21 protein-coding genes are annotated in these 17365 nt (G+C 70.9%); 12 read left to right on the forward strand and 9 right to left on the reverse strand.

Annotated elements, in window-relative coordinates; translation table 11 throughout:
• Positions 1-25 precede the first annotated feature (25 nt).
• The 3 genes from ACQEV1_RS44495 to ACQEV1_RS44505 are packed head-to-tail and all read right to left on the reverse strand — an operon-like array spanning position 26 to position 1013.
• Positions 26-115: a DUF397 domain-containing protein gene (locus tag ACQEV1_RS44495; RefSeq protein ID WP_433403123.1), complete on the reverse strand. Its 90-nt coding sequence runs from the start codon at positions 113-115 to the stop codon at positions 26-28.
• On the reverse strand, positions 112-207 hold the full coding sequence (locus tag ACQEV1_RS44500; RefSeq protein WP_433403125.1) for a DUF397 domain-containing protein: 96 nt from the start codon (positions 205-207) through the stop codon (positions 112-114). The genes ACQEV1_RS44495 and ACQEV1_RS44500 overlap by 4 nt, the downstream gene beginning before the upstream one ends.
• Positions 204-1013 carry a helix-turn-helix domain-containing protein gene (locus ACQEV1_RS44505; RefSeq protein WP_433403128.1) on the reverse strand — a complete coding sequence of 270 codons (810 nt, stop codon included), beginning with the start codon at positions 1011-1013 and terminating at the stop codon, positions 204-206. Before ACQEV1_RS44505 ends, ACQEV1_RS44500 begins: the two co-directional genes overlap by 4 nt.
• Before the next feature lie 75 nt (positions 1014-1088).
• Here ACQEV1_RS44505 and ACQEV1_RS44510 point away from each other — a divergent pair, with 75 nt between their 5' ends.
• The 4 genes from ACQEV1_RS44510 (at position 1089) to ACQEV1_RS44525 (ending at position 3157) form a co-directional block, all read left to right on the forward strand.
• A complete protein-coding gene (locus tag ACQEV1_RS44510) occupies positions 1089-1610 on the forward strand; it encodes an ATP-binding protein (RefSeq protein WP_433403130.1) in 522 nt (173 codons plus the stop codon).
• Positions 1611-1641: 31 nt separating this feature from the next.
• Entirely contained in the window at positions 1642-2001 is a 360-nt protein-coding gene (locus tag ACQEV1_RS44515; protein WP_433403133.1) for a helix-turn-helix domain-containing protein, read from the forward strand.
• Between the two features lie 22 nt (positions 2002-2023).
• Positions 2024-2536 carry a GNAT family N-acetyltransferase gene (locus ACQEV1_RS44520; RefSeq protein WP_433403136.1) on the forward strand — a complete coding sequence of 171 codons (513 nt, stop codon included), beginning with the start codon at positions 2024-2026 and terminating at the stop codon, positions 2534-2536.
• Between the two features lie 132 nt (positions 2537-2668).
• The gene (locus ACQEV1_RS44525) at positions 2669-3157 is read left to right on the forward strand and encodes a GNAT family N-acetyltransferase (RefSeq protein WP_285626936.1); all 489 of its coding nucleotides are present in this window, start codon (positions 2669-2671) and stop codon (positions 3155-3157) included.
• A 64-nt stretch (positions 3158-3221) separates the two neighbouring features.
• Here the strand turns inward: ACQEV1_RS44525 and ACQEV1_RS44530 are convergent, their stop codons facing one another.
• Complete coding sequence (locus ACQEV1_RS44530; protein ID WP_433403137.1) at positions 3222-4157, reverse strand: NADP-dependent oxidoreductase; 936 nt, start codon at positions 4155-4157, stop codon at positions 3222-3224.
• 104 nt (positions 4158-4261) lie between these two features.
• On the opposite strand from ACQEV1_RS44530, the gene ACQEV1_RS44535 reads away from it, so the two are divergent.
• Together ACQEV1_RS44535 and ACQEV1_RS44540 are read left to right on the forward strand one after the other, a co-directional pair.
• Positions 4262-4681: a winged helix-turn-helix transcriptional regulator gene (locus ACQEV1_RS44535; protein WP_285626931.1), complete on the forward strand. Its 420-nt coding sequence runs from the start codon at positions 4262-4264 to the stop codon at positions 4679-4681.
• A gap of 86 nt (positions 4682-4767) precedes the next feature.
• The gene (locus ACQEV1_RS44540; protein WP_285626929.1) at positions 4768-5076 is read left to right on the forward strand and encodes a hypothetical protein; all 309 of its coding nucleotides are present in this window, start codon (positions 4768-4770) and stop codon (positions 5074-5076) included.
• On the opposite strand, the gene ACQEV1_RS44545 is transcribed toward ACQEV1_RS44540, so the two are convergent.
• Both ACQEV1_RS44545 and ACQEV1_RS44550 read right to left on the reverse strand, forming a co-directional pair.
• On the reverse strand, positions 5069-5656 hold the full coding sequence (locus ACQEV1_RS44545) for a DUF416 family protein (protein ID WP_285579993.1): 588 nt from the start codon (positions 5654-5656) through the stop codon (positions 5069-5071). The genes ACQEV1_RS44540 and ACQEV1_RS44545 overlap by 8 nt on opposite strands.
• Before the next feature lie 33 nt (positions 5657-5689).
• Positions 5690-6265: a dihydrofolate reductase family protein gene (locus tag ACQEV1_RS44550; RefSeq protein WP_433403141.1), complete on the reverse strand. Its 576-nt coding sequence runs from the start codon at positions 6263-6265 to the stop codon at positions 5690-5692.
• A gap of 270 nt (positions 6266-6535) precedes the next feature.
• On the opposite strand from ACQEV1_RS44550, the gene ACQEV1_RS44555 reads away from it, so the two are divergent.
• Positions 6536-8434: a WD40 repeat domain-containing serine/threonine protein kinase gene (locus ACQEV1_RS44555; protein WP_433406104.1), complete on the forward strand. Its 1899-nt coding sequence runs from the start codon at positions 6536-6538 to the stop codon at positions 8432-8434.
• 110 nt (positions 8435-8544) lie between these two features.
• Here ACQEV1_RS44555 and ACQEV1_RS44560 read toward each other — a convergent pair whose 3' ends face one another.
• Positions 8545-8742, reverse strand: a complete 198-nt coding sequence (locus ACQEV1_RS44560) for a hypothetical protein (protein WP_285626925.1) — start codon at positions 8740-8742, stop codon at positions 8545-8547.
• Between the two features lie 150 nt (positions 8743-8892).
• Between ACQEV1_RS44560 and ACQEV1_RS44565 the strand changes: the two genes are divergently transcribed.
• The 4 genes from ACQEV1_RS44565 (at position 8893) to ACQEV1_RS44580 (ending at position 13083) form a co-directional block, all read left to right on the forward strand.
• Entirely contained in the window at positions 8893-9870 is a 978-nt protein-coding gene (locus tag ACQEV1_RS44565) for a hypothetical protein (protein WP_433403143.1), read from the forward strand.
• A gap of 47 nt (positions 9871-9917) precedes the next feature.
• On the forward strand, positions 9918-11564 hold the full coding sequence (locus ACQEV1_RS44570; RefSeq protein WP_433403145.1) for an ankyrin repeat domain-containing protein: 1647 nt from the start codon (positions 9918-9920) through the stop codon (positions 11562-11564).
• A gap of 47 nt (positions 11565-11611) precedes the next feature.
• Positions 11612-12259, forward strand: a complete 648-nt coding sequence (gene lipB, locus ACQEV1_RS44575) for a lipoyl(octanoyl) transferase LipB (protein ID WP_433403147.1) — start codon at positions 11612-11614, stop codon at positions 12257-12259.
• Positions 12260-12366: 107 nt separating this feature from the next.
• Positions 12367-13083: a hypothetical protein gene (locus ACQEV1_RS44580; protein ID WP_433403149.1), complete on the forward strand. Its 717-nt coding sequence runs from the start codon at positions 12367-12369 to the stop codon at positions 13081-13083.
• Positions 13084-13121: 38 nt separating this feature from the next.
• On the opposite strand, the gene ACQEV1_RS44585 is transcribed toward ACQEV1_RS44580, so the two are convergent.
• Entirely contained in the window at positions 13122-14093 is a 972-nt protein-coding gene (locus ACQEV1_RS44585; protein WP_433403152.1) for an N-acyl homoserine lactonase family protein, read from the reverse strand.
• A 72-nt stretch (positions 14094-14165) separates the two neighbouring features.
• On the opposite strand from ACQEV1_RS44585, the gene ACQEV1_RS44590 reads away from it, so the two are divergent.
• Entirely contained in the window at positions 14166-14801 is a 636-nt protein-coding gene (locus ACQEV1_RS44590; RefSeq protein WP_433403153.1) for a TetR/AcrR family transcriptional regulator, read from the forward strand.
• A 132-nt stretch (positions 14802-14933) separates the two neighbouring features.
• Here the strand turns inward: ACQEV1_RS44590 and ACQEV1_RS44595 are convergent, their stop codons facing one another.
• The gene (locus ACQEV1_RS44595; protein WP_433403156.1) at positions 14934-17357 is read right to left on the reverse strand and encodes a DHA2 family efflux MFS transporter permease subunit; all 2424 of its coding nucleotides are present in this window, start codon (positions 17355-17357) and stop codon (positions 14934-14936) included.
• Positions 17358-17365 lie beyond the last annotated feature (8 nt).

Below are 17365 nucleotides of genomic sequence, written 5' to 3' on the forward strand. Positions count from 1 at the left end.
GCGCCAAGAAGCGCTCAGTGACAGCTCACTCGCCGCCCTCAATGACCGCAACCTGCACACAGTCGCCCTCCTGGTTGCCGCTGCGGGTGCTCTTGCGCCACGCCGGAGCGCTCACGCCGACTCAACGGTCTCAGCCACGGCGACCTCGACGCAGTCACCCTGCTGGTTGCCGCTACGGGTGCTCTTACGCCAATCGAGAGCGCTCATCCCAATGCCTCCATGTACTGCTTGATCAACACGCGGGACTGGTCTTCAGGCAACGCTTTCTGCCCAATCCGGTCATAACGTAGAACGTATGACCGGACTTCCGTAGGGGAAAGCACCAACCTTCCGCCACCGGTCGCCTCGGTGAAGGCCACGTCTCCCGACGGTCCGGTCATCACCTTGAAACTTCCGTTCATGCCGTAATGGGCACCAGCCGCTTTCGGCACGATACGGATCCCGACATTCGGCCGCTCCGATACCTCGCCGAGGTAGGCGAGCTGCTCCCGCATCAGGCCTGAACCTCCCACGGGCCAGTCGAGCACGTTTTCCGTTAGTAACACCAATAGTACGGGCGGAGGTTCTCTGGTCAAGATCGCCTGACGACCCATTCGTTCCTCGACGAGTTCTTCGACGTTCGAGGCGCCGCTTTCCGCAATCAGCGCGCGAGCGTACTCGGGTAGCTGCAGCAAACCGGGCACGACCTGCGACTCGAAGACCTTGTGAACCGAGGCTTCGGACTCAACGTCGATGTGTTGCTGGAACCAGTTCGGGTCGTGGCCGAGACGAGCATAGAAGAGCAGCGTGCTGAAGTGGCCGCCGGTCTCCCAGCGGGCGTCCAGGATCTCCATCTGGCGTTCCGTTGGCTTGGCCTCGTTGTTCTCCAGGCGGGAAATGGTGGATCTTCCGCAGTTGAGCAGGCGGGCCACGGCGTCGCCGGACAGGCCGCGCCGCAGGCGGTAGTAGCGCAGGTCATGGGCCAGCCAGGCCCACATCGATGACTTCGGGTCCGGGGATGGCTTGGGGAGCACGGCGCACCTCCGTGATGTCCATAATCTTCCAGGTCTTGAGTGGAACGGCGACAGATTAACCCGCCCCATGCATTCTTGTTCGCAGTTCTGGACGAAAAAGCGAACGGCAAGGAGGGCGGCGGATTGCACGCGGCACCGGATACGAAAACCTGCGGCGAAGAGTGTTCATCGCCGCAGGACATGGCGGAGAGCCGCACGTATCGGCTTCCACTTCCTCCTCATCCGATCGCGGCCGAGCAGGCGCGCGTATTGATGAAGATAGCGCTCGCTGATCGGAAGATAAACGACATTATCGACAACGCCCTCATTATTGTCGCCGAGCTCGTTACGAATGCCGTGAAACTCGGTGACGTCTTTCACCTCAGCCTGTCCCGCCAGGGCGACACCGCCCTCATCGAGGTCACCGATCGCAGCGAGGCCTCCCCCGACCGCCGGCGGCGGTCCCTCGACCGGGTCGACGGACGCGGGCTGCTCCTGGTGGAGGCGTGCTCCCGCGACTGGGGCTGGCGCCTGGAAGAGCCCGGCGGCAAGACCGTGTGGGCCCTGGTCGAGGGCCCCGACACCGGTGCGGCGCCGCCGTGCGGCCCGCGGATGTGAGTTACCCGTGAACGTCCGACGGAAAGAGATCATGCGAGACCAGGATGACCTGCTGAAACCACGGGAGGTGGCGGAGATCTTCGGCGTCCGTACGACGACGATCGCCCGCTGGGCCCGAGAGGGAAGGCTGACACCGTTGCGTACGCCGGGCGGCCACCGCCGGTACAGCCGCGCGGCGATCCGCGACGTGCTGGAGCGATCGGCGCCCGAAGAGACCGACCAGCTGATGGCCGAGGACGCCGCCCGCCTGTACGCCCAGGGTTGGAGCATCCGGCAGGTCGCGGAACGCTTCGAGTGCAGCTACGGCACCATGCGTCGCATTCTCCGCGAACGCGTGCCCTTGCGGAGCCGTGGCCATGTCCTCTCCCCCACTCCCCGCGAAAGGTCGTGAGCCGGCCGCGACAATGACCCACATGCGCATCCGTACGGTCCGCGAGGACGAGCTGCCGGTCCTGCGCGCGATCGAGCGGGCGGCCGGCGAGTGCTTCCGCGACGTCGGCATGCCCGAGATCGCCGACGACGAGCCGCTCCCGGCCGAGGTCCTCGCGGCCTACCGCCGGAACGGTCACGCATGGGTCGCGACGGACGCGACCGACCGGCCCATCGCGTACCTGATCGCCGAGGTGATCGACGGCGCGATGCACGTCGAGCAGGTCTCGGTGCACCCGTCCGCCGCGCGACGCGGCATCGGCCGGACCCTGCTCGACCACGTCGCGGACGTCGCGACGAAAGACGGCCTGCCCGCCCTGACACTGACGACCTTCGCCGAGGTGCCGTGGAACGCCCCGTACTACGAAAAGTGCGGATTCCAACGGCTGGACGACGCGAGACTGACACCCGGCCTACGCGAGATCCGCCGACGAGAGGCCGCACACGGCCTGGACCGCTGGCCACGCGTCTGCATGCGCCGCGACCTGAAAACCTGAAGGGACGCTCCGACCCCGGCCCGCCGGGGGGCGTGGGGGGCGGAGCCCCTCACATCGGGGGTTCCAGGGGGTCACCCCCCTGGACCAGCACTGTCGGTGGGGTGCGGCAGACTGCGTCCCGAGGTGAGGACGATGACGGAGATAACACTCGAGCCGTGGGCCGAGGACGACCTTGATCTGCTGCGACGGCTCAACACGCCGGAGATCTGGGCCCATCTGGGCGGCCCGGAGACCGAGGAGAAGGTCGTGGAGCGCCACAGGCGTTACCTCGACCTGGGCGAGCCGGGGCGCATGTTCACCGTGGTCCTGCCGGGCGGCGTCAAGGCCGGCACGATCGGCTACTGGGAGCGCGAGTGGCAGGGCGAGACGGTGTACGAGACGGGGTGGAACGTCCTGCCGGAGCACCAGGGACGCGGTATCGCCAGGGCCGCGGCCTTGGCGATCATCGAGGAGGCCCGCGCGGAGGGGCGCCGTCGTCGCCTCCACGCGTACCCGTCCGTCGACAATCCGGCGTCCAACGCGATCTGCCGCAAGGCGGGCTTCACGTTCGCCGGCGAGCATGACTTCGAGTTCCCCAAGGGCCATTTCATGCGCTGCAACGACTGGCGCCACGACCTCTGACCGTCTTGGGCGGCGTCGACGCACCGTGGTGGAGCGGAGGGTGACAGGGAGCGCCCCCTCGGCATCACGGCGTCAAGACGAGACGGCCTCTCAGGCCGCCCTTCTCCAAGTGCCGGTGGGCCTCGGCGACCTGTTCCAACGGCAGGGTTCCGGCGACTCTCAGCGTGAGGGTGCCCGCCTCGGCCAGGGCGGCCAGGTCGCGCAGGCGTTCGCCGTCCGCGTGGATCCAGTGGTTGAAGACACGGATGCCGCGCAGCGGCGGCGGTGCCGCACCGCCGACCACCGCGGCGAACGCCCCGCTCGATCGCACCGCGTCGAGGGCGGCCACGCCGACCGATGCGGCGTCCAGGGCCGCGGCCACGCCGCCGGGCTCCAGGGCACGGACCGCCTCGCCCAGCCGCGCGGTGCGCGGGACGAACTCCGCCGCGCCCAGTTCCCGTACCAGCGTCTCGTCGGCGGGTGCGGCGACGGCCGTCACCCGGAGCCCGCGTGCGGCGGCGAGTTGGACCGCGTAACCGCCGACGGCCCCGGCCGCGCCGGTCACCAGCAGCGTGCCGCCGGGCGACAGGCCGAGCCGGTCGAGCGCCTGGACGGCGGTGAGGCCGTTCAACGGCAGCGTCGCGGCCTCGACCGGCGACGTGCCGGCGGGCGCGGCGGCGACGGCGTCCGCGTCGAGGACGACCTGGTCGGCCTGCGTACCGAGCGGCACGTCGAGCCGGTCGGACAGGCCGATCACCCGGTCCCCGGCGCGCAGCCCCGTGACGCCCGGCCCGGTCCGCTCGACGACGCCCGCCACGTCCCAGCCGATGCCGATCACCTCGCGTGGCGGCATCAGGCCCGCCCCGGCGAGCGCGCCTGAACGGGTGGCCACGTCCACCGGGTTGACCGTCGCGGCCTCGACCCGGATCAGTACCCGGCCCCGTGCCGGGACCGGGACCGGGACGTCGGTGAGCCGCAGTTCCTCCGGTCCGCCGAAACCGCGAATGACGACCGCTCGCATGAGATCTCCCTACGTTCGAAGAGGCTTCGGAACGACTCTAAGGAGAGCTACTCTCTGATGGAGAGTACGCACTTCGAGGTGCGTACCGTACGCCGAGGAGAGCCATGGCCACCCGCACCGCCGCCCAGCGACGCCAGGACGCGCGTGTCGCGTACGACGCCTACCTCGCGACGTGCCCGGCCCGGACGCTGCTCGACCGGATCAGCGACAAGTGGGTGAGCCTCCTCCTCAACGCGCTCGCCGGCGGTCCGCAGCGTTACAGCGACCTGTCCCGCACCGTCGCCGGCGTCAGCCAGAAGATGCTGACCCAGACCCTGCGGAGCCTCGAACGCGACGGCCTGGTCTCCCGTACGGTCACCCCCTCGGTCCCCGTACGGGTCGACTACGAACTCACCCCGCTCGGCGTCAGCCTGCTGCCCGTGATGCGGGCCATCAAGGACTGGGCGGAGACGCACATCGAGGAGGTCGCCGCCGCCCAGGGGGCCTACGACGCACAAGTAAATGCCCAGGAACGTCATTCGTAATATGCGAGTGCAAAGGGGGTGGTCACCAGCGGTAGGCGGGTACGACTGCCATCGCCGACAGCGCACTGACACCATCAGGAGGACGCATGCTCGATCGCAGTGCGCTCTACGCCATGGTCTTCCTGCTGCCGGCCGTGGCCTGCCTGACGGCCGCGCCTGAGAGCCGGGCGTCGACCCGCGCCGGGCTCGCCATGTACTGGGGAGGCGGCGACCAGCACAACGGTAATGGCAGCCACAACAGAGTCTCCGCTCCCTTCAACAGCCCCAACTTCATCCGCGGAGCCCAGACCATCATCAACGCGAACTCCGGCGGCGCGACGGTGACCCAGACGCAGCTGTGCAAGCGAAGGGTCCGCTGCCGGCTCTCGGAGAAGTCGCACCTGGTCATCAGATAGCCGGGGTTCGCAGCTCGGCGAGGACCCGAGCCGTGGGTCCCGAGCGTTCCAGCATGTCCAGGTCGCGCAGTTGGCGGCGGTTTTCCTTCTCCACCAGCGGATCGCTCTCCGCGAGGGCGTCCTTCCGCCGTGAGAGGGCCTCGGCCAGTGCGGCGTCCCGGCCGTACCGCAGGCAGTGCAGCGTTTCGGTGACCCGGCCGTGGACGGCGACATGACAGGCAGCGGCCGCGGCCCAGGCGGCGTGCACGGCGTTCTCCGCCAGCGGAGTGGCGGCGCCGTTCACCACCCGCCACGCCTCCCACGCCCTCGTCCCGGCGAGGGCGAACCCGAAGTCCGCGGCGACGAACGCCTGTTCCATGCAGGCCACGCCCACGGTGACGACGTCCAGGGCGGCCCCGTGCTCCAACCGGTCCCACACACCGTCGAGAGCGCTCCGCAGCACCGCCGGATCACCCTGCCCGGTCTCCTCGTGAAACCGCCGGAAGTACGGCAGGAGCCGACCGGCCACTGACGCCGCGAGAGCCGCCCGAGCCGCGAGGGAAAGACCGCCGAGACGGTCGCCGACCTGCCTTCCGTCCACGACGCCAACCTATGGCGGCCGCCCCGTCGCCGGTCAGGCGTGTCGGGTCGGGCGGTAGGTCAGGACCTGCGTGTGGCCGTCGAAGGTCCGGGCCGAGAGCAGTTCGAGGTCGAAGTCGTCCGCGCCGTCGAAGATCCGGTCCACGCCGGTCGTCCCGGAGATCACGGGGAAGACCGTCACCTCGATGGCGTCGATCAGGCCGGCGTTCAGCAGCGCCCGGTTGAGCGTCAGGCTGCCGTGGGAACGCAGCGGCACGTCGGATTCGGCCTTGAGCCGCCTGACCACCTCGACGGGATCGCCGGACTCGATGGTCGTGTCCGGCCAGTCGAGCGGCTCGGTCAGCCGGCGGGACAGCACCGTGACCGGAGAGTCGAACATGCGCGTGATCCACCCGTCGAACAGGCCGCGGTCGAAGCCCGGGCTGAGGAACGGCGCGTTCGAGGAGTAGGTCTTGGCCCCGAGCACCATGCGCAGCGGGTCGCGGTAGGCGGCGGCGCGATGCGCGAGGAATTCGGGCCCCTGCTTGCTCCAGTAGCCGCCCCAGTCGCCGTCGTGGTCGGCGAACCCGTCGAGCGTGGAAAAGACGTCGAAGGTGTACGTGGCGGTCATGGTGTCTCCTCATGAGAAGCCGGTCACGCCGCGCCCTGCGGCGACCTCACCCCTGCTACGAACACCACCGCCCCAACCCGACACACTTCCCGGATCTCTTCCAAACCTCTCCGCGGAGGAGGGACGCTGAGACCTCAGCCCGTGGGGGGGCGTGGGGGGCGGAGCCCCTCACATCGGGGGTTCCAGGGGGTCGCCCCCCTGGACCAGCACCGCCAAAACAGATGATTCCGAGATGCACGCTTCGCGTCCGGTTACGCTCGGAGCGTGACGATGGGGAGTGAGCGACTCGTCGGTGGGAAGTACCGGCTGATCGAGGTCCTCGGGGAAGGCGCCATCGGAGTCGTCTGGCGGGCGCACGACGAGTCACTCGGCCGTGATGTGGCCGTCAAGGAGATCCGGCTTCCGGCAGGTCTGGACGTCGAGCAGGTCGGGGCGCTGCGGGCGCGCACCCTTCGGGAGGCACGCGCCGCCGCGCGGCTGAGTCATCCCGGCATCGTCACCGTGCACGAGGTCGTCCGTGACGACGGCCGGCCGTGGATCGTCATGGAGCTGGTCCACGGCCGTACGCTCGCGCGGGTGCTGAAGGAGGACGGGCCGCTGCCGCCTGCGCGGGTGGCGGAGATCGGCGCGCAGATCCTGACCGCGTTACGCGCGGCGCACGCCGCCGGGGTCGTGCACCGTGACGTCAAGCCGAGCAACGTCATCCTGGACGGCGACCGTACGGTGCTGACCGACTTCGGCGTCGCCTCGCTCGACGGCGGCACCGTCCTCACCGAGACCGGGGCCATGCTCGGCACACCGTCCTACATGGCGCCCGAGCAGGCGCGCGGCGCTGAGGCCACGCCGGCGTCGGACCTGTGGTCGCTGGGCGCGACGATGTACGCGGCGGTCGAGGGGCAGCCGCCGTTCGACGGGGAGACGGTCGCCACCGTCCTCGTCTCGCTGCTGACCACCGACCCGCCGGCGCCGGGCCGGGCCGGGCCGCTGGCCCCCGTCATCGCGGGGCTGCTCGCCAAGGAGCCGAGCATGCGCATGCCCGCCGACGTCCTCGCGGCGCACCTCTCCCGCCTCACCGGCGGCGAGCCCGAACCCGCCGAGCCGCCGCCCCCGGAGGCGGAGGAGGAGACGGCGCCGCCACGACGCCGCCGCTCGCGTACGCCGCTCCTGCTCGCCCTCCTGTTGACGCTCGCCCTGGGCGTCGCCGCCGCCGCGATCTGGCTGCCCCGGCGTCCCCCGCACCGGGCGCCGGCGGCCGCGCCCGCCCCTCCGGTCGTGCACCTCGGCATCCATTTCCCGTCCACCCGGCTGAAGTCGGACACGAACATCTTCTCGGTGGCGTTCAGCCCGGACGGCAGGAGGCTCGCCTGCGCCGGGTCGGACACCACGGTCCGCCTGTGGGACGTGGCGCGGCGCGTCGAGCTGGCACAGTTACCGGGCCACACGGCGCCGATCGAGGGTGTGCGGTTCAGCCCCGACGGCCGGCTGCTGGCCACGGCCGGCGACGACCGGACGGTACGTCTCTGGGACCTGTCCTCCGACCGGCAGCTCGCGGTGCTGTCCGGGCACCGTTCCGAGGTCTGGTCGGTGGACTTCAGCCCCGACGGACGTTATCTGGCCAGCGGTTCCCGTGACCACACCATCCGTGTCTGGGACGTCCGGACGCGCCGGACCGTACGCGTCCTCCGCGACGACCGCGGCGCGGTGACCTCGGTGCGGTTCAGCCCGGACGGGTCCCTGCTGGCCGCGGGCGGGCTGGACCACACCGTACGGCTGTGGAACACCGCGTCGTGGGCTCAGGCCGCGGTGCTCGACGGGCACGCCGCGCCGGTGCACGCGATCGCCTTCAGCCGTGACGGGAGGATGCTGGCCAGCGGCGGGGAGGACGAGAAGGTCCTGCTCTGGAACGTACGGACCCACCTGGGCATGGGCGTGTTCACCGGGCACCGGGGCGTGGTGGACGCCGTCGCGATCAGCCCGGACGGCCGGACGCTCGCGAGCGCCGGCCAAGACCACAAGGTCCTCCTGAACGGCATCCTCACCAACACGCGGCTCGGGGTCCTCGACGGCCATCAGGGCCGGATCGACGCGCTCGCGTTCAGCCCGGACGGCCGCACCCTGGTCACGGGCGCGGAGGACCGGAGCATCCGGCTGTGGGACCTGACCCGGTAGGAGGGTCCGCCGTCAGGCGAGGGCGGCCGAGCGCGGTTGCCGCCCTCGCCTCGACGGAGGGCAACGAGATACCCCGCCGTTCGCGGCGAGGTCCCCGTGCCACGTGTGGGTCACTTGCTGGGTTCGGGAGTCTTGCAGGAGATCTTCGGGTTCACGCCGACGTAGTTGAGCGGGCCCGCGATGATCGTGACGAGGAGCGTGCCGGCCTGGGAGCAGTTGCTCGGGCCGCGACTGTAGTAGTGCCGTTGACCGGCGGCGATGGCGCCGATGATAAGCCAGATGAGGACCACGGCTGTCGTGACTCTCATGAATACCTCCAAGGTCATGGTCGCCGCCTTGATACCCAAAAATTTGCGAAATAGGACACTTGTACTTGCGAATCGTGGACACATCGATCTGCCGGGTGCTCGAGGGCTCGATCACGCTGGTCGCGGGCAAGCGACACGAGAGAGAGCACCATGCGCGGAGGCATCACCTACGACACCGGGTTCCGCCCGGGAGGCCGGCTGTCACGTGAGCGGTTCGACCACGAGACCGTACGGCGCGAGATGCGCGTCATCGCCGACCGGCTGCACTGCGACGCCGTACGGATCACCGGCGACGACGCCGGGCGGCTGGCCGTCGCCGGACGGTACGCGGCCGAGGCCGGGCTGGAGGTCTGGTTCTCGCCGTTCCCCTGCGACCTGACGCCCGAGCCGATGCTGCGCCTGTTCGAGGAGTGCGCCGGGCACGCGGAGGACCTGCGGCGCGGGGGCGCGGAGGTCGTCTTCGTCACCGGCTGCGAGCTGAGCCTGTTCGCGGCGGGCTTCCTGCCCGGCGAGGACGTCTTCCAGCGGATCCAGGGCGTCATGTCGGGCGATCCGGAGGTCGTGGCCGCCTTCCCCGGCCTCGTACGGGAGGTGAACGGCTTCCTCGCCGAGGCGGCCGGCACCGTGCGGCGGCGGTTCGGCGGGAAGGTCACCTACGCGTCGGGCCTGTGGGAGGACGTCGACTGGACGCCGTTCGACATCGTCTCCGTCGACGCGTACCGGGACGAGTCGAACGCCGCCGGGTTCCGCGCCGAGCTACGCCGGCGGTTCGCGTACGGCAGGCCGGTCGTGGTCAGCGAGTTCGGCTGCTGCGCGTTCCGCGGCGCGGCCGGCCGCGGCGGCACCGGCTGGATGATCGCCGACCGCCGGTCCTCCCGCATCAACGGCGACTACGTGCGAGACGAGGGAGAACAGGTCTCCTACCTGCGCGAACTGCTGGAGATCTTCGAGGAGGAAAGCGTGGAGGGCGCCTTCTGGTTCACCTTCGCCGGGTACGGCCTGCCGCACCGGGCGGACCCGCGCGAGGACCTCGACCTCGCCTCGTACGGGGTGGTGAAGTTCCTCGACGAGACCCGGTGGGAGCCGAAGGAGGTCTTCCACGCCCTCGCCGCCGCGTACGCCCGCTGATCCACCGATAGATTGCGGGCAGTCGTCGGCTCTGGTGAGGAAGTGTCTTGCGGAACGATCACCCGATCATCGAGGCGGCGGCGGCCGGTGACACGGACCTCCTGGCGGAGCTGCTGGACGCCGACCCGGAGTCGGTGAACGTCCGGGGCTGGATGGACATCACCCCGCTGATCGCGGCCACGTGGCGAGCCGATTCCGCGCCGGCGGTCCGGCTGCTGCTCGAACGCGGCGCGGATCCGCTCGCCGCCCGGACGAACGGCGACACGGCGCTGCACTGGGCGGCCGGTGGCGAGGTGGCGGAGCTCCTCGCCGAGGCCGCCGGGCCGCGCGGGCTGGCGGCGCGATACCTGTTCCGCCAGACGCCGCTGCACATCGCGGTCGAGAACGACCGCCTGGACGTGGTGCGGGCCTTCCTCGCCGCGGGCGCCGACCCCGCCGCGCTCGATTCGCGCGGCGGAACACCGCTGGACATGGCCGGCGACCCGCGCGTCGCACGGCTGCTGGTCGAGGCCGGAGCTCCGCACCGGACCGGCGGGCCGGGCCTGCCGCTGCACGACGCCGCCCGGCGGGCCGCCTCCGACGAGGACTGGGTGCCGGTGGTCGAGCTGCTGCTCGAACGCGGCGCCGATCCGGGACTGCGCGACCCGTTCGGCGCGCTGGCCTCGGACCTGACCGGTCCGGGTGAGCTGCGAGAACGACTGGTCGCCATGGTGGAGGCGTCCGGGCGCCCGGTGGAACTGACGTTGGACGAGGCCGCAGTGAGCCCGCAGGGGCGTGTCGCGGTCCACCCGGATCGGCCGGAGGCGCTGACCACCGCGTTCTCCGGCGCGGTGCTCGTACGGTGGCGGCTGGCACCGTCGATCGCGCCGGTCGAGGTCATCCGGGTGGGCGGGCGCAGGCCCGTCCGCGGACCGTACGGCGGGGGCACGGTGCTGGCCTTCTCCGACGGCGACTCGGTGTGGTCGCGGGACTGGGCCGACCTCCGGCGCTCTCGTGAGCTCCCCTTGGAGGCGCTCCCGGACGACATGTACGGCACGCCGGTGCCGTCCCCCGACGGGCGGTATCTGGTCGTCCCCGCGTCTGAGTGCGTGCGCCTGATCGACCTTGGCCGCGGCGAGGCGGTCTGCGAGCCGGCCGGCTTCGGCGACTGGAGCGTGGTGCCGCGGTTCAGCCCCGACGGGACGGTGCTCGCGGTCGGCAACTCCATGCAGGGCACGTGGTGGCCGACCGTGCTCGACGTCGGCGACGACGGGAACCTACGGAGACGCTACGAGCGCACGACCGGGCTCCCCACCGGGAAATGCCCCGAGATCGTCACCGACGTCGCCTTCGCCCCGGACGGGCGCAGGTTCGCGACCTGGGTCCGTCCCGACCACGGCCGGCGCGGACCTCGCGGGCTCGTCGCCGTTATCTGGACGCGGTCCGGCGAACCCGCCTGGGACCTGCACATCGACGACGACGTCGCGCCGGGTCAGGCCTCGTCGGCGTCACTGTGCTTCACTCCCGACGGCGCGTGGCTGGCCGTCGGCCTGGACTCGGGCGTCGTGTGGCTGGACGCCGAGACCGGCCGGGCCGCGGGCCGGGACGACACGACCGGCGCGGTGAACGCCCTGGCGGCCCGTGACGGCGTCGGCGTGCTCGCCGCCACCGAGCGCGGCCTGCGCCGCGTCGATCCCCCGGCCCGTAGCGCCTGAGCCCGGACGATACTGGCTGGTGTTCATCAGGCTCGTCGGAGGGTGACATGCTCGAACGCGTCGACCTGGGTGAGGTCGAGTACGAGGACGCACGGCAGCGGATGGCGGGATGGGTGAAGGAGCGCCGTGAGGGTCTCGCCGGAGACCGGCTGTTCCTGCTGAGCCATCCGCCGATCGTGACGTACGGCCCGCGCACGTCCGCCGCCGATCTCCCCGCCGACCTGGGGATACGCACGGTGGAGGTGGACCGGGGCGGGTTCGCGACCTACCACGGTCCCGGGCAGCTCGTCGGTTATCTCGTGGCGGACATCGGCCGGCACGGGCCGGTCGACATCGTCCGCTGGATGGAGAACGGCCTCATCGAGGCGCTGGGCCGCCTGGGCTTCCCCGCGCTCCGCCGCGACACTCCGCCGGGCGCCACCAGCCTGGCCGGCGTCTGGACCCCGGACCATCACAAGGTCGCCTCGATCGGCATGCGGATCCGCCAGGGCGTCACCAGCCACGGCTTCGCCCTCAACGTCGACCCGGACATGAGCGCATTCGACCGCTTCACGGTCTGCGGCCTGCACGACGTGACCATGACGTCCCTGCGCCGCGTCGCCGACGCACGCGGCCTGCCGACGCCGTCGCACGCCGAGGTCCGCGACACCGTCGCGGACGCCCTGATCGGCGGCTCCACCGCCTGGAGCCGCTGAGTCGACCGCGCGTTACCAAAATCGTTGAAGCGTGCCGATGCGGCCGATCCTCCCTGATACTTTCCGGCTCGAATTCAGACGTTGTCATCAGGCGGGGGTGCACACGCATGCGGAAGAGGCTTTCGGCGCTGGCGGCGGCCGGGTCGGCGATGGTCGTACTGGCATCCGGATCGGCTGCCACGGCCGCGGCGGAGAATTACGGCGACTACTCGCGCATGTTCTCCCGATCCGCGGGCCAGTACTGGTCCGGCAGCCAGGTCGGGGGCCAGTGGGCCTGGAGCCCGCAGGACTCATCGACGAGCGACATCTCCTGGGGAGACCCCGCGCAGTGGCCGCCCGCCTACGCGGAGCGCTTCGTCCGCCGCGGCGACTGGGTGGAGCTGGAGGGGTACTCCGGCGGCCAGGACAAGCCGGTCACCCAGGTGCAGCGCGTCACGTCGGAAAAGATCGGCGACGCCGGCTGCGGAAACATGACGGATCTGCCTTCCGACGGCGGCCGTCAGCACTACGTGCGGTGGACCATTCCGTCCGCCGGCTACTGCCTGGACGCGTCCGGCACCATAACGTCCCCGGCCGCCGGCACGGTCGTCCACTTCCGCCACAGGCAGCGGTGGACCGCGCCGGCGTCCTGCTCCAACGCCTACTTCACCGGCCGGACCTGCCTCAGCCAGCACGAGCAGTGGTGGGACGACAACGGCCACGCCTACAGCCTGCGGATCGACCGCACCCAGTACATCGCCCGCGGCCTCGGCATGGCCTTCGCGATCCGTCAGACCGTCCCGAGCACCTGGGCCGCGGACGGCCGCTACTACTGGTCCTGGTAGAGAGGCGAACCGCGTCCCGGAGGGGAGCGCGACGTTGTTCACTCGGCGTGGCCGACCGGGCCGCCGTCCGCTGCCGGCACGAAGCGAGGGAGCCGGGCCGGGTTGATGTTGGCGAGTTCGTCGAAGGTGGCCCGTTCGTAGGACTTGGCCCAGGTGAGGTCCGCATCGGACAGTTGGCCGGTGGCCAGGCCGGTGATCAACCGCTCGCCGTATTCGGTGTGGTCGTGCGAGGTCAGGACGAGCAGTTCCGGGAGTTCCCGGCGCAGCCACTGGATGCGGCGGATCGAGTCGACGTAGCGCGTCTCGCCGCCGGTCTGGATGGCGCGCACCTGGTCGACCGCGAGGTGCCGGATGGTGTACATCGCGTCGCCGGTCAGGAGGAACCGGTGGTCGACCAGGACGCTCGTGCTGCCGGGGCTGTGCCCCGGGGTGGGCAGAGCGATGACACTGCCGTCGCCGAACACGTCCGCTGAACCGGCGAAACCGCCGAGGGCCGGGCCGGTGAATTCGAGTGGGCGCCAGTCGGTGATCGCCGCGATCGACGGCGGGTAGGCCAGTGGCACGAGGCCGAACACCTTGTCCTCGCGCGCCGCGTACTCGGCCGCGCCCAGGTAGACCGGGGCGTGCGCGAACAGGTTGAGCGCGCCGACGTGGTCCTCGTGGAAATGCGTGATGAACACCGCGCGGATGTCCTCCGGGCGGTGGCCGAGCCGCGCGAGCCGGGCCGGCATCGTCTCCTCGGCCGGCAGGTCGTACTCGTCGGCGTCCATCACGTGCTCCATGATCGAACTGCGGTAGTAGTCGGTGTGCGCGGCCTGCGCCGGGCTGATCCCGGTGTCCACCAGAAGCGGGCCGACGGTCGGGTGCTCAAGCAGGTAGGCGTGGATCGGCACCCAGATGAAGTGGTCCTTGTCGGCGGCGAACTCGCTGAGGGAAAACCCTTGCAGGCCACCGTAGAACTGGCCGAACGGAACCTTGGTGCGACCGATGCGCAGCGGGTGGATGTTCAAGACCGACTCCCCTCCGATACGTCGGAACGGGTCCGTTCCGACGTTCCATGGCGAAGGGTAGTAATGGCAACGATGGAACGCAACCGTTCCGTCGTGGCTATACTGCGCGGCATGCCGCACAAGCGCGAGCCGGCCGGCGCCGCCGTGCTCCAGGAGTCCGTCACCAGCGCGATCACGACCGCGATGTTCGACGAGTTGGCCGAGACCGGATATGCCCGCATGTCCGTCGACGCGGTCGCCCGGCGGGCCGGCGTCGGCAAGGCCGCCATCTACCGCCGCTGGCCGTCCAAGCAGGCCATGTTGCTCGACCTGCTCGAGGCGGCGGTGCGCCGGAACGTGCCGGAGGTGCCGGATTCCGGGTCTCTGACCGGCGATGTGCGCGGCTTCCTGGATGTGATCGTCGCGCAGGCCGGCGATCCGTGGGTCAGACGGATCGCGCTGGACATGATGGCCGAGACCACGCGCAGTCCCGAACTCGGCACCGCGCTCCGCGAGGCGGTGGCCGGACCACGTCGTGCCGCTGCCGCCGCCGTTCTGCGCCGGGGGGTCGAACGCGGCGAACTGCCCGCCGACATCGACCACGAGCTCGGCCTCGACCTGCTGATCTCGCCTTTGCTGGTGCGCCTTCTGCTGGACGAGGGACCGGTCGACGACGCCTACCTGAGCCGGCTGACCACGGTCATCGTGGCCGGCCTCGGCTCAGCGTGATCGCTACCGGCGAAGACCACGGGCTGACGCGGGTCCTCGGCCTCTCCGCCCTGCCCTGAAACGCGACGGGCGACCGCCGTCGACGGCGGTCGCCCGTGAGTCAGACCGGAGGTCGGCCGGTCAGGTGCCGGATCAGTGGCCCAGCCACACGTCGTGGGCTTCCTCGTCCTTGCCGTTCAGCACCACGGAGGAGGCGACCGGCGGGTAGCCGGAGGCCGTGATCGTGTACTGGCCGCTGGTCAGGTCGCCGAAGGTGTACGTGCCGTCCGGGCCGGTGGTCGTGACGCCCACGACGTTGCCCTGGGCGTCCACCAGCGTGACCCGGGCGTCCGGCAGCGGGCCGCGGCCCTCCGCCTGGATCGTGCCGCCGATGCGGGCGCCCGCGGGGAGTTCGATCTCCTTGTGGGTGCGCGCGCCGTTCAGCTCGACCGGGATCGCGGTCGGGCGGTGCGTCGCCGCGCTGACCGCCAGGGTGTAGGCGCCGGAGGGCAGGCCGGAGAAGGCGTACTGGCCGTCGGCGCCCGTGGTGCCGGTCGTCACGACCTCGCCGTACAGGTCGGTCACGACCACCCGGGCGTCCGGGACCGGTTCGCCGTGCGCGTCGCGGACCAGGCCGGTCAGTCCCGCCGAGCCCGCGAGGACCGGGTGGAACTCCACCGGCCGGTCGCCGACCACCAGCGTGCTCGCCTGCGGCTCGTGGCCCTCCGACGACGCGACCAGGACGTACGTCCCCGCGCCCGGCGTGGTCAGCTCGTACCGGCCGTCCGCCCCCGCGGAGGTGCGGCCGAGCTGGTGGCCCTGGATGTCGATCAGCGTGAGCACCGCCCGGGTCGCCGGGGCGCCCTCGGGGCTGCCGACGAAACCGTGGATCACGCTGCCGCGCGGCGGCACAGGGTCGACGACGGTCGGGGCCGCGTGACGACCCACGCCCTGAGCGGGCCCGGCGACCGAAGCGGCCGGGGCCGTCGGCGCGGCCGACACCGCCGCCGGAGCCGCCGGGGCGGCGGGGGCGGCCGCCGGGCCGCTTCCGCGCAGCGGCACCTCGCGGATCAGCCAGGCGACCAGGAACCCGGCGAACGCCAGCACGGCCCCGCCGACGACCACTCCGTGCACGCCGTTCGTGACGCCCAGCTCGAACGCGTCGCGGACCATCTGCGGCAGCTTGTGCAGGGCCGCGGGGGTCACGTGGACGCCGCCGTCGGTCAGCGAGCCGCCGGCCTTGGAGCCGAGGTGCTCGGACAGGGTGTCCTGGAGGCGGTTGGTGTAGATCGAGCCGAGCAGCGCGACGCCGAGCGAGCCGCCGATCGTACGGAAGAGGGTGACCGAGCCGCTGGCCGCGCCCATGTCACGCAGTTCGACGCTGTTCTGGGTGACCAGCATCGTGTTCTGCATGATGAAGCCCATGCCCAGGCCGACGCCGAGGGTCAGCGCGGAGCTCGCCGCCGTGCCGGTGTCCACCTTCAGCATGAGGAGGATGAGCATGCCGGCGGTCAGGATCGCGCCGCCGATGATCGGGTAGATGCGGTAGCGGCCGTTGCGGGTGATGAGCTGGCCGGTGGTCAGCATCACGATGAGCATGCCGAACATCAGCGGCAGGAGCAGCAGGCCGCTCGCCGTGGCCGAGGCGCCCTGGACGTACTGCATGTACTGCGGGAGGAAGTTGACCGCGCCGAACATCGCGGCGCCGACCAGGAAGCTGAGGATCTGCGCGACGCTGAAGTTGCGGCTGCGGAACAGGCGGGGCGGCAGGATCGGCTCCGACACCTTGCTCTCGGCGTACACGAAGAGCACCAGCGTCACGACGGCGACGATCGCCAGCACGATGATCTGCCAGGACAGCCAGGGGTACTCCGTGCCGCCCCAGCTCGCGACCAGGGTGAGCGAGACGACGCCGACGGTCAGCAGGAACGCCCCGATGAAGTCGATCTTGGCCTTGACGTGCTGGGTGTGCAGGCGCATGCCCAGGCCGGTCACCAGCAGCGCGGCGGCGCCCAGCGGCAGGTTCACGTAGAACGCCCAGCGCCAGCTGGCGTGGTCGGTCAGGAAGCCGCCGAGCAGCGGTCCGCCGACGAACGCCACCGGCATCATGCCGCCGATCAGCGCCTGGAAGCGGCCGCGTTCGCGCGGCGGGACCAGGTCACCGATGATCGCCATCGCGCCGACCATCAGACCGCCGGCGCCCAGACCCTGCAGCGCGCGGAAGCCGATGAGCTGGTCCATGTTCTGCGACATGCCCGAGAGCGCGGAGCCCGCGAGGAACACGACGATCGCGGACATGAACATGCCCTTGCGGCCGTACAGGTCGCCGAGCTTGCCCCAGATGGGCGTCGCGGCCGCGGTGGCGAGCGCGTACGCGGTGACGACCCAGGACAGGTGGGCGAGGCCGCCGAGGTCCCCCACGATCGTCGGCAGGGCCGTACCGACGATGAGGTTGTCGAGCATGGCCAGGAACATGCCGAGCATCAGGCCGATCATCGCGATGTAGATCGACCGCGTGCTCCTGGGTGGTGCCGCCGTCTCCGGCGGAGTCACCTCCGCGGTGTCCGTGACCGTCATTGGTCCAC

It is taken from the genome of Actinoallomurus sp. CA-142502, from assembly GCF_050936355.1.
GTDB lineage: Bacteria > Actinomycetota > Actinomycetes > Streptosporangiales > Streptosporangiaceae > Actinoallomurus > Actinoallomurus iriomotensis.

What these genes read in the sequence shown, in the direction of transcription:
- ACQEV1_RS44500 (WP_433403125.1), bottom strand. Translation starts at nt 207, where the DNA reads ATGAGCGCTCTCGATTGGCGTAAGAGCACCCGTAGCGGCAACCAGCAG.
- ACQEV1_RS44515 (WP_433403133.1), top strand. Translation starts at nt 1,642, where the DNA reads ATGCGAGACCAGGATGACCTGCTGAAACCACGGGAGGTGGCGGAGATC.
- ACQEV1_RS44520 (WP_433403136.1), top strand. Translation starts at nt 2,024, where the DNA reads ATGCGCATCCGTACGGTCCGCGAGGACGAGCTGCCGGTCCTGCGCGCG.
- ACQEV1_RS44525 (WP_285626936.1), top strand. Translation starts at nt 2,669, where the DNA reads ATGACGGAGATAACACTCGAGCCGTGGGCCGAGGACGACCTTGATCTG.
- ACQEV1_RS44530 (WP_433403137.1), bottom strand. Translation starts at nt 4,157, where the DNA reads ATGCGAGCGGTCGTCATTCGCGGTTTCGGCGGACCGGAGGAACTGCGG.
- ACQEV1_RS44535 (WP_285626931.1), top strand. Translation starts at nt 4,262, where the DNA reads ATGGCCACCCGCACCGCCGCCCAGCGACGCCAGGACGCGCGTGTCGCG.
- ACQEV1_RS44540 (WP_285626929.1), top strand. Translation starts at nt 4,768, where the DNA reads ATGCTCGATCGCAGTGCGCTCTACGCCATGGTCTTCCTGCTGCCGGCC.
- ACQEV1_RS44550 (WP_433403141.1), bottom strand. Translation starts at nt 6,265, where the DNA reads ATGACCGCCACGTACACCTTCGACGTCTTTTCCACGCTCGACGGGTTC.
- ACQEV1_RS44555 (WP_433406104.1), top strand. Translation starts at nt 6,536, where the DNA reads ATGGGGAGTGAGCGACTCGTCGGTGGGAAGTACCGGCTGATCGAGGTC.
- ACQEV1_RS44560 (WP_285626925.1), bottom strand. Translation starts at nt 8,742, where the DNA reads ATGAGAGTCACGACAGCCGTGGTCCTCATCTGGCTTATCATCGGCGCC.
- ACQEV1_RS44565 (WP_433403143.1), top strand. Translation starts at nt 8,893, where the DNA reads ATGCGCGGAGGCATCACCTACGACACCGGGTTCCGCCCGGGAGGCCGG.
- lipB (WP_433403147.1), top strand. Translation starts at nt 11,612, where the DNA reads ATGCTCGAACGCGTCGACCTGGGTGAGGTCGAGTACGAGGACGCACGG.
- ACQEV1_RS44580 (WP_433403149.1), top strand. Translation starts at nt 12,367, where the DNA reads ATGCGGAAGAGGCTTTCGGCGCTGGCGGCGGCCGGGTCGGCGATGGTC.
- ACQEV1_RS44590 (WP_433403153.1), top strand. Translation starts at nt 14,166, where the DNA reads ATGGAACGCAACCGTTCCGTCGTGGCTATACTGCGCGGCATGCCGCAC.
- ACQEV1_RS44595 (WP_433403156.1), bottom strand. Translation starts at nt 17,357, where the DNA reads ATGACGGTCACGGACACCGCGGAGGTGACTCCGCCGGAGACGGCGGCA.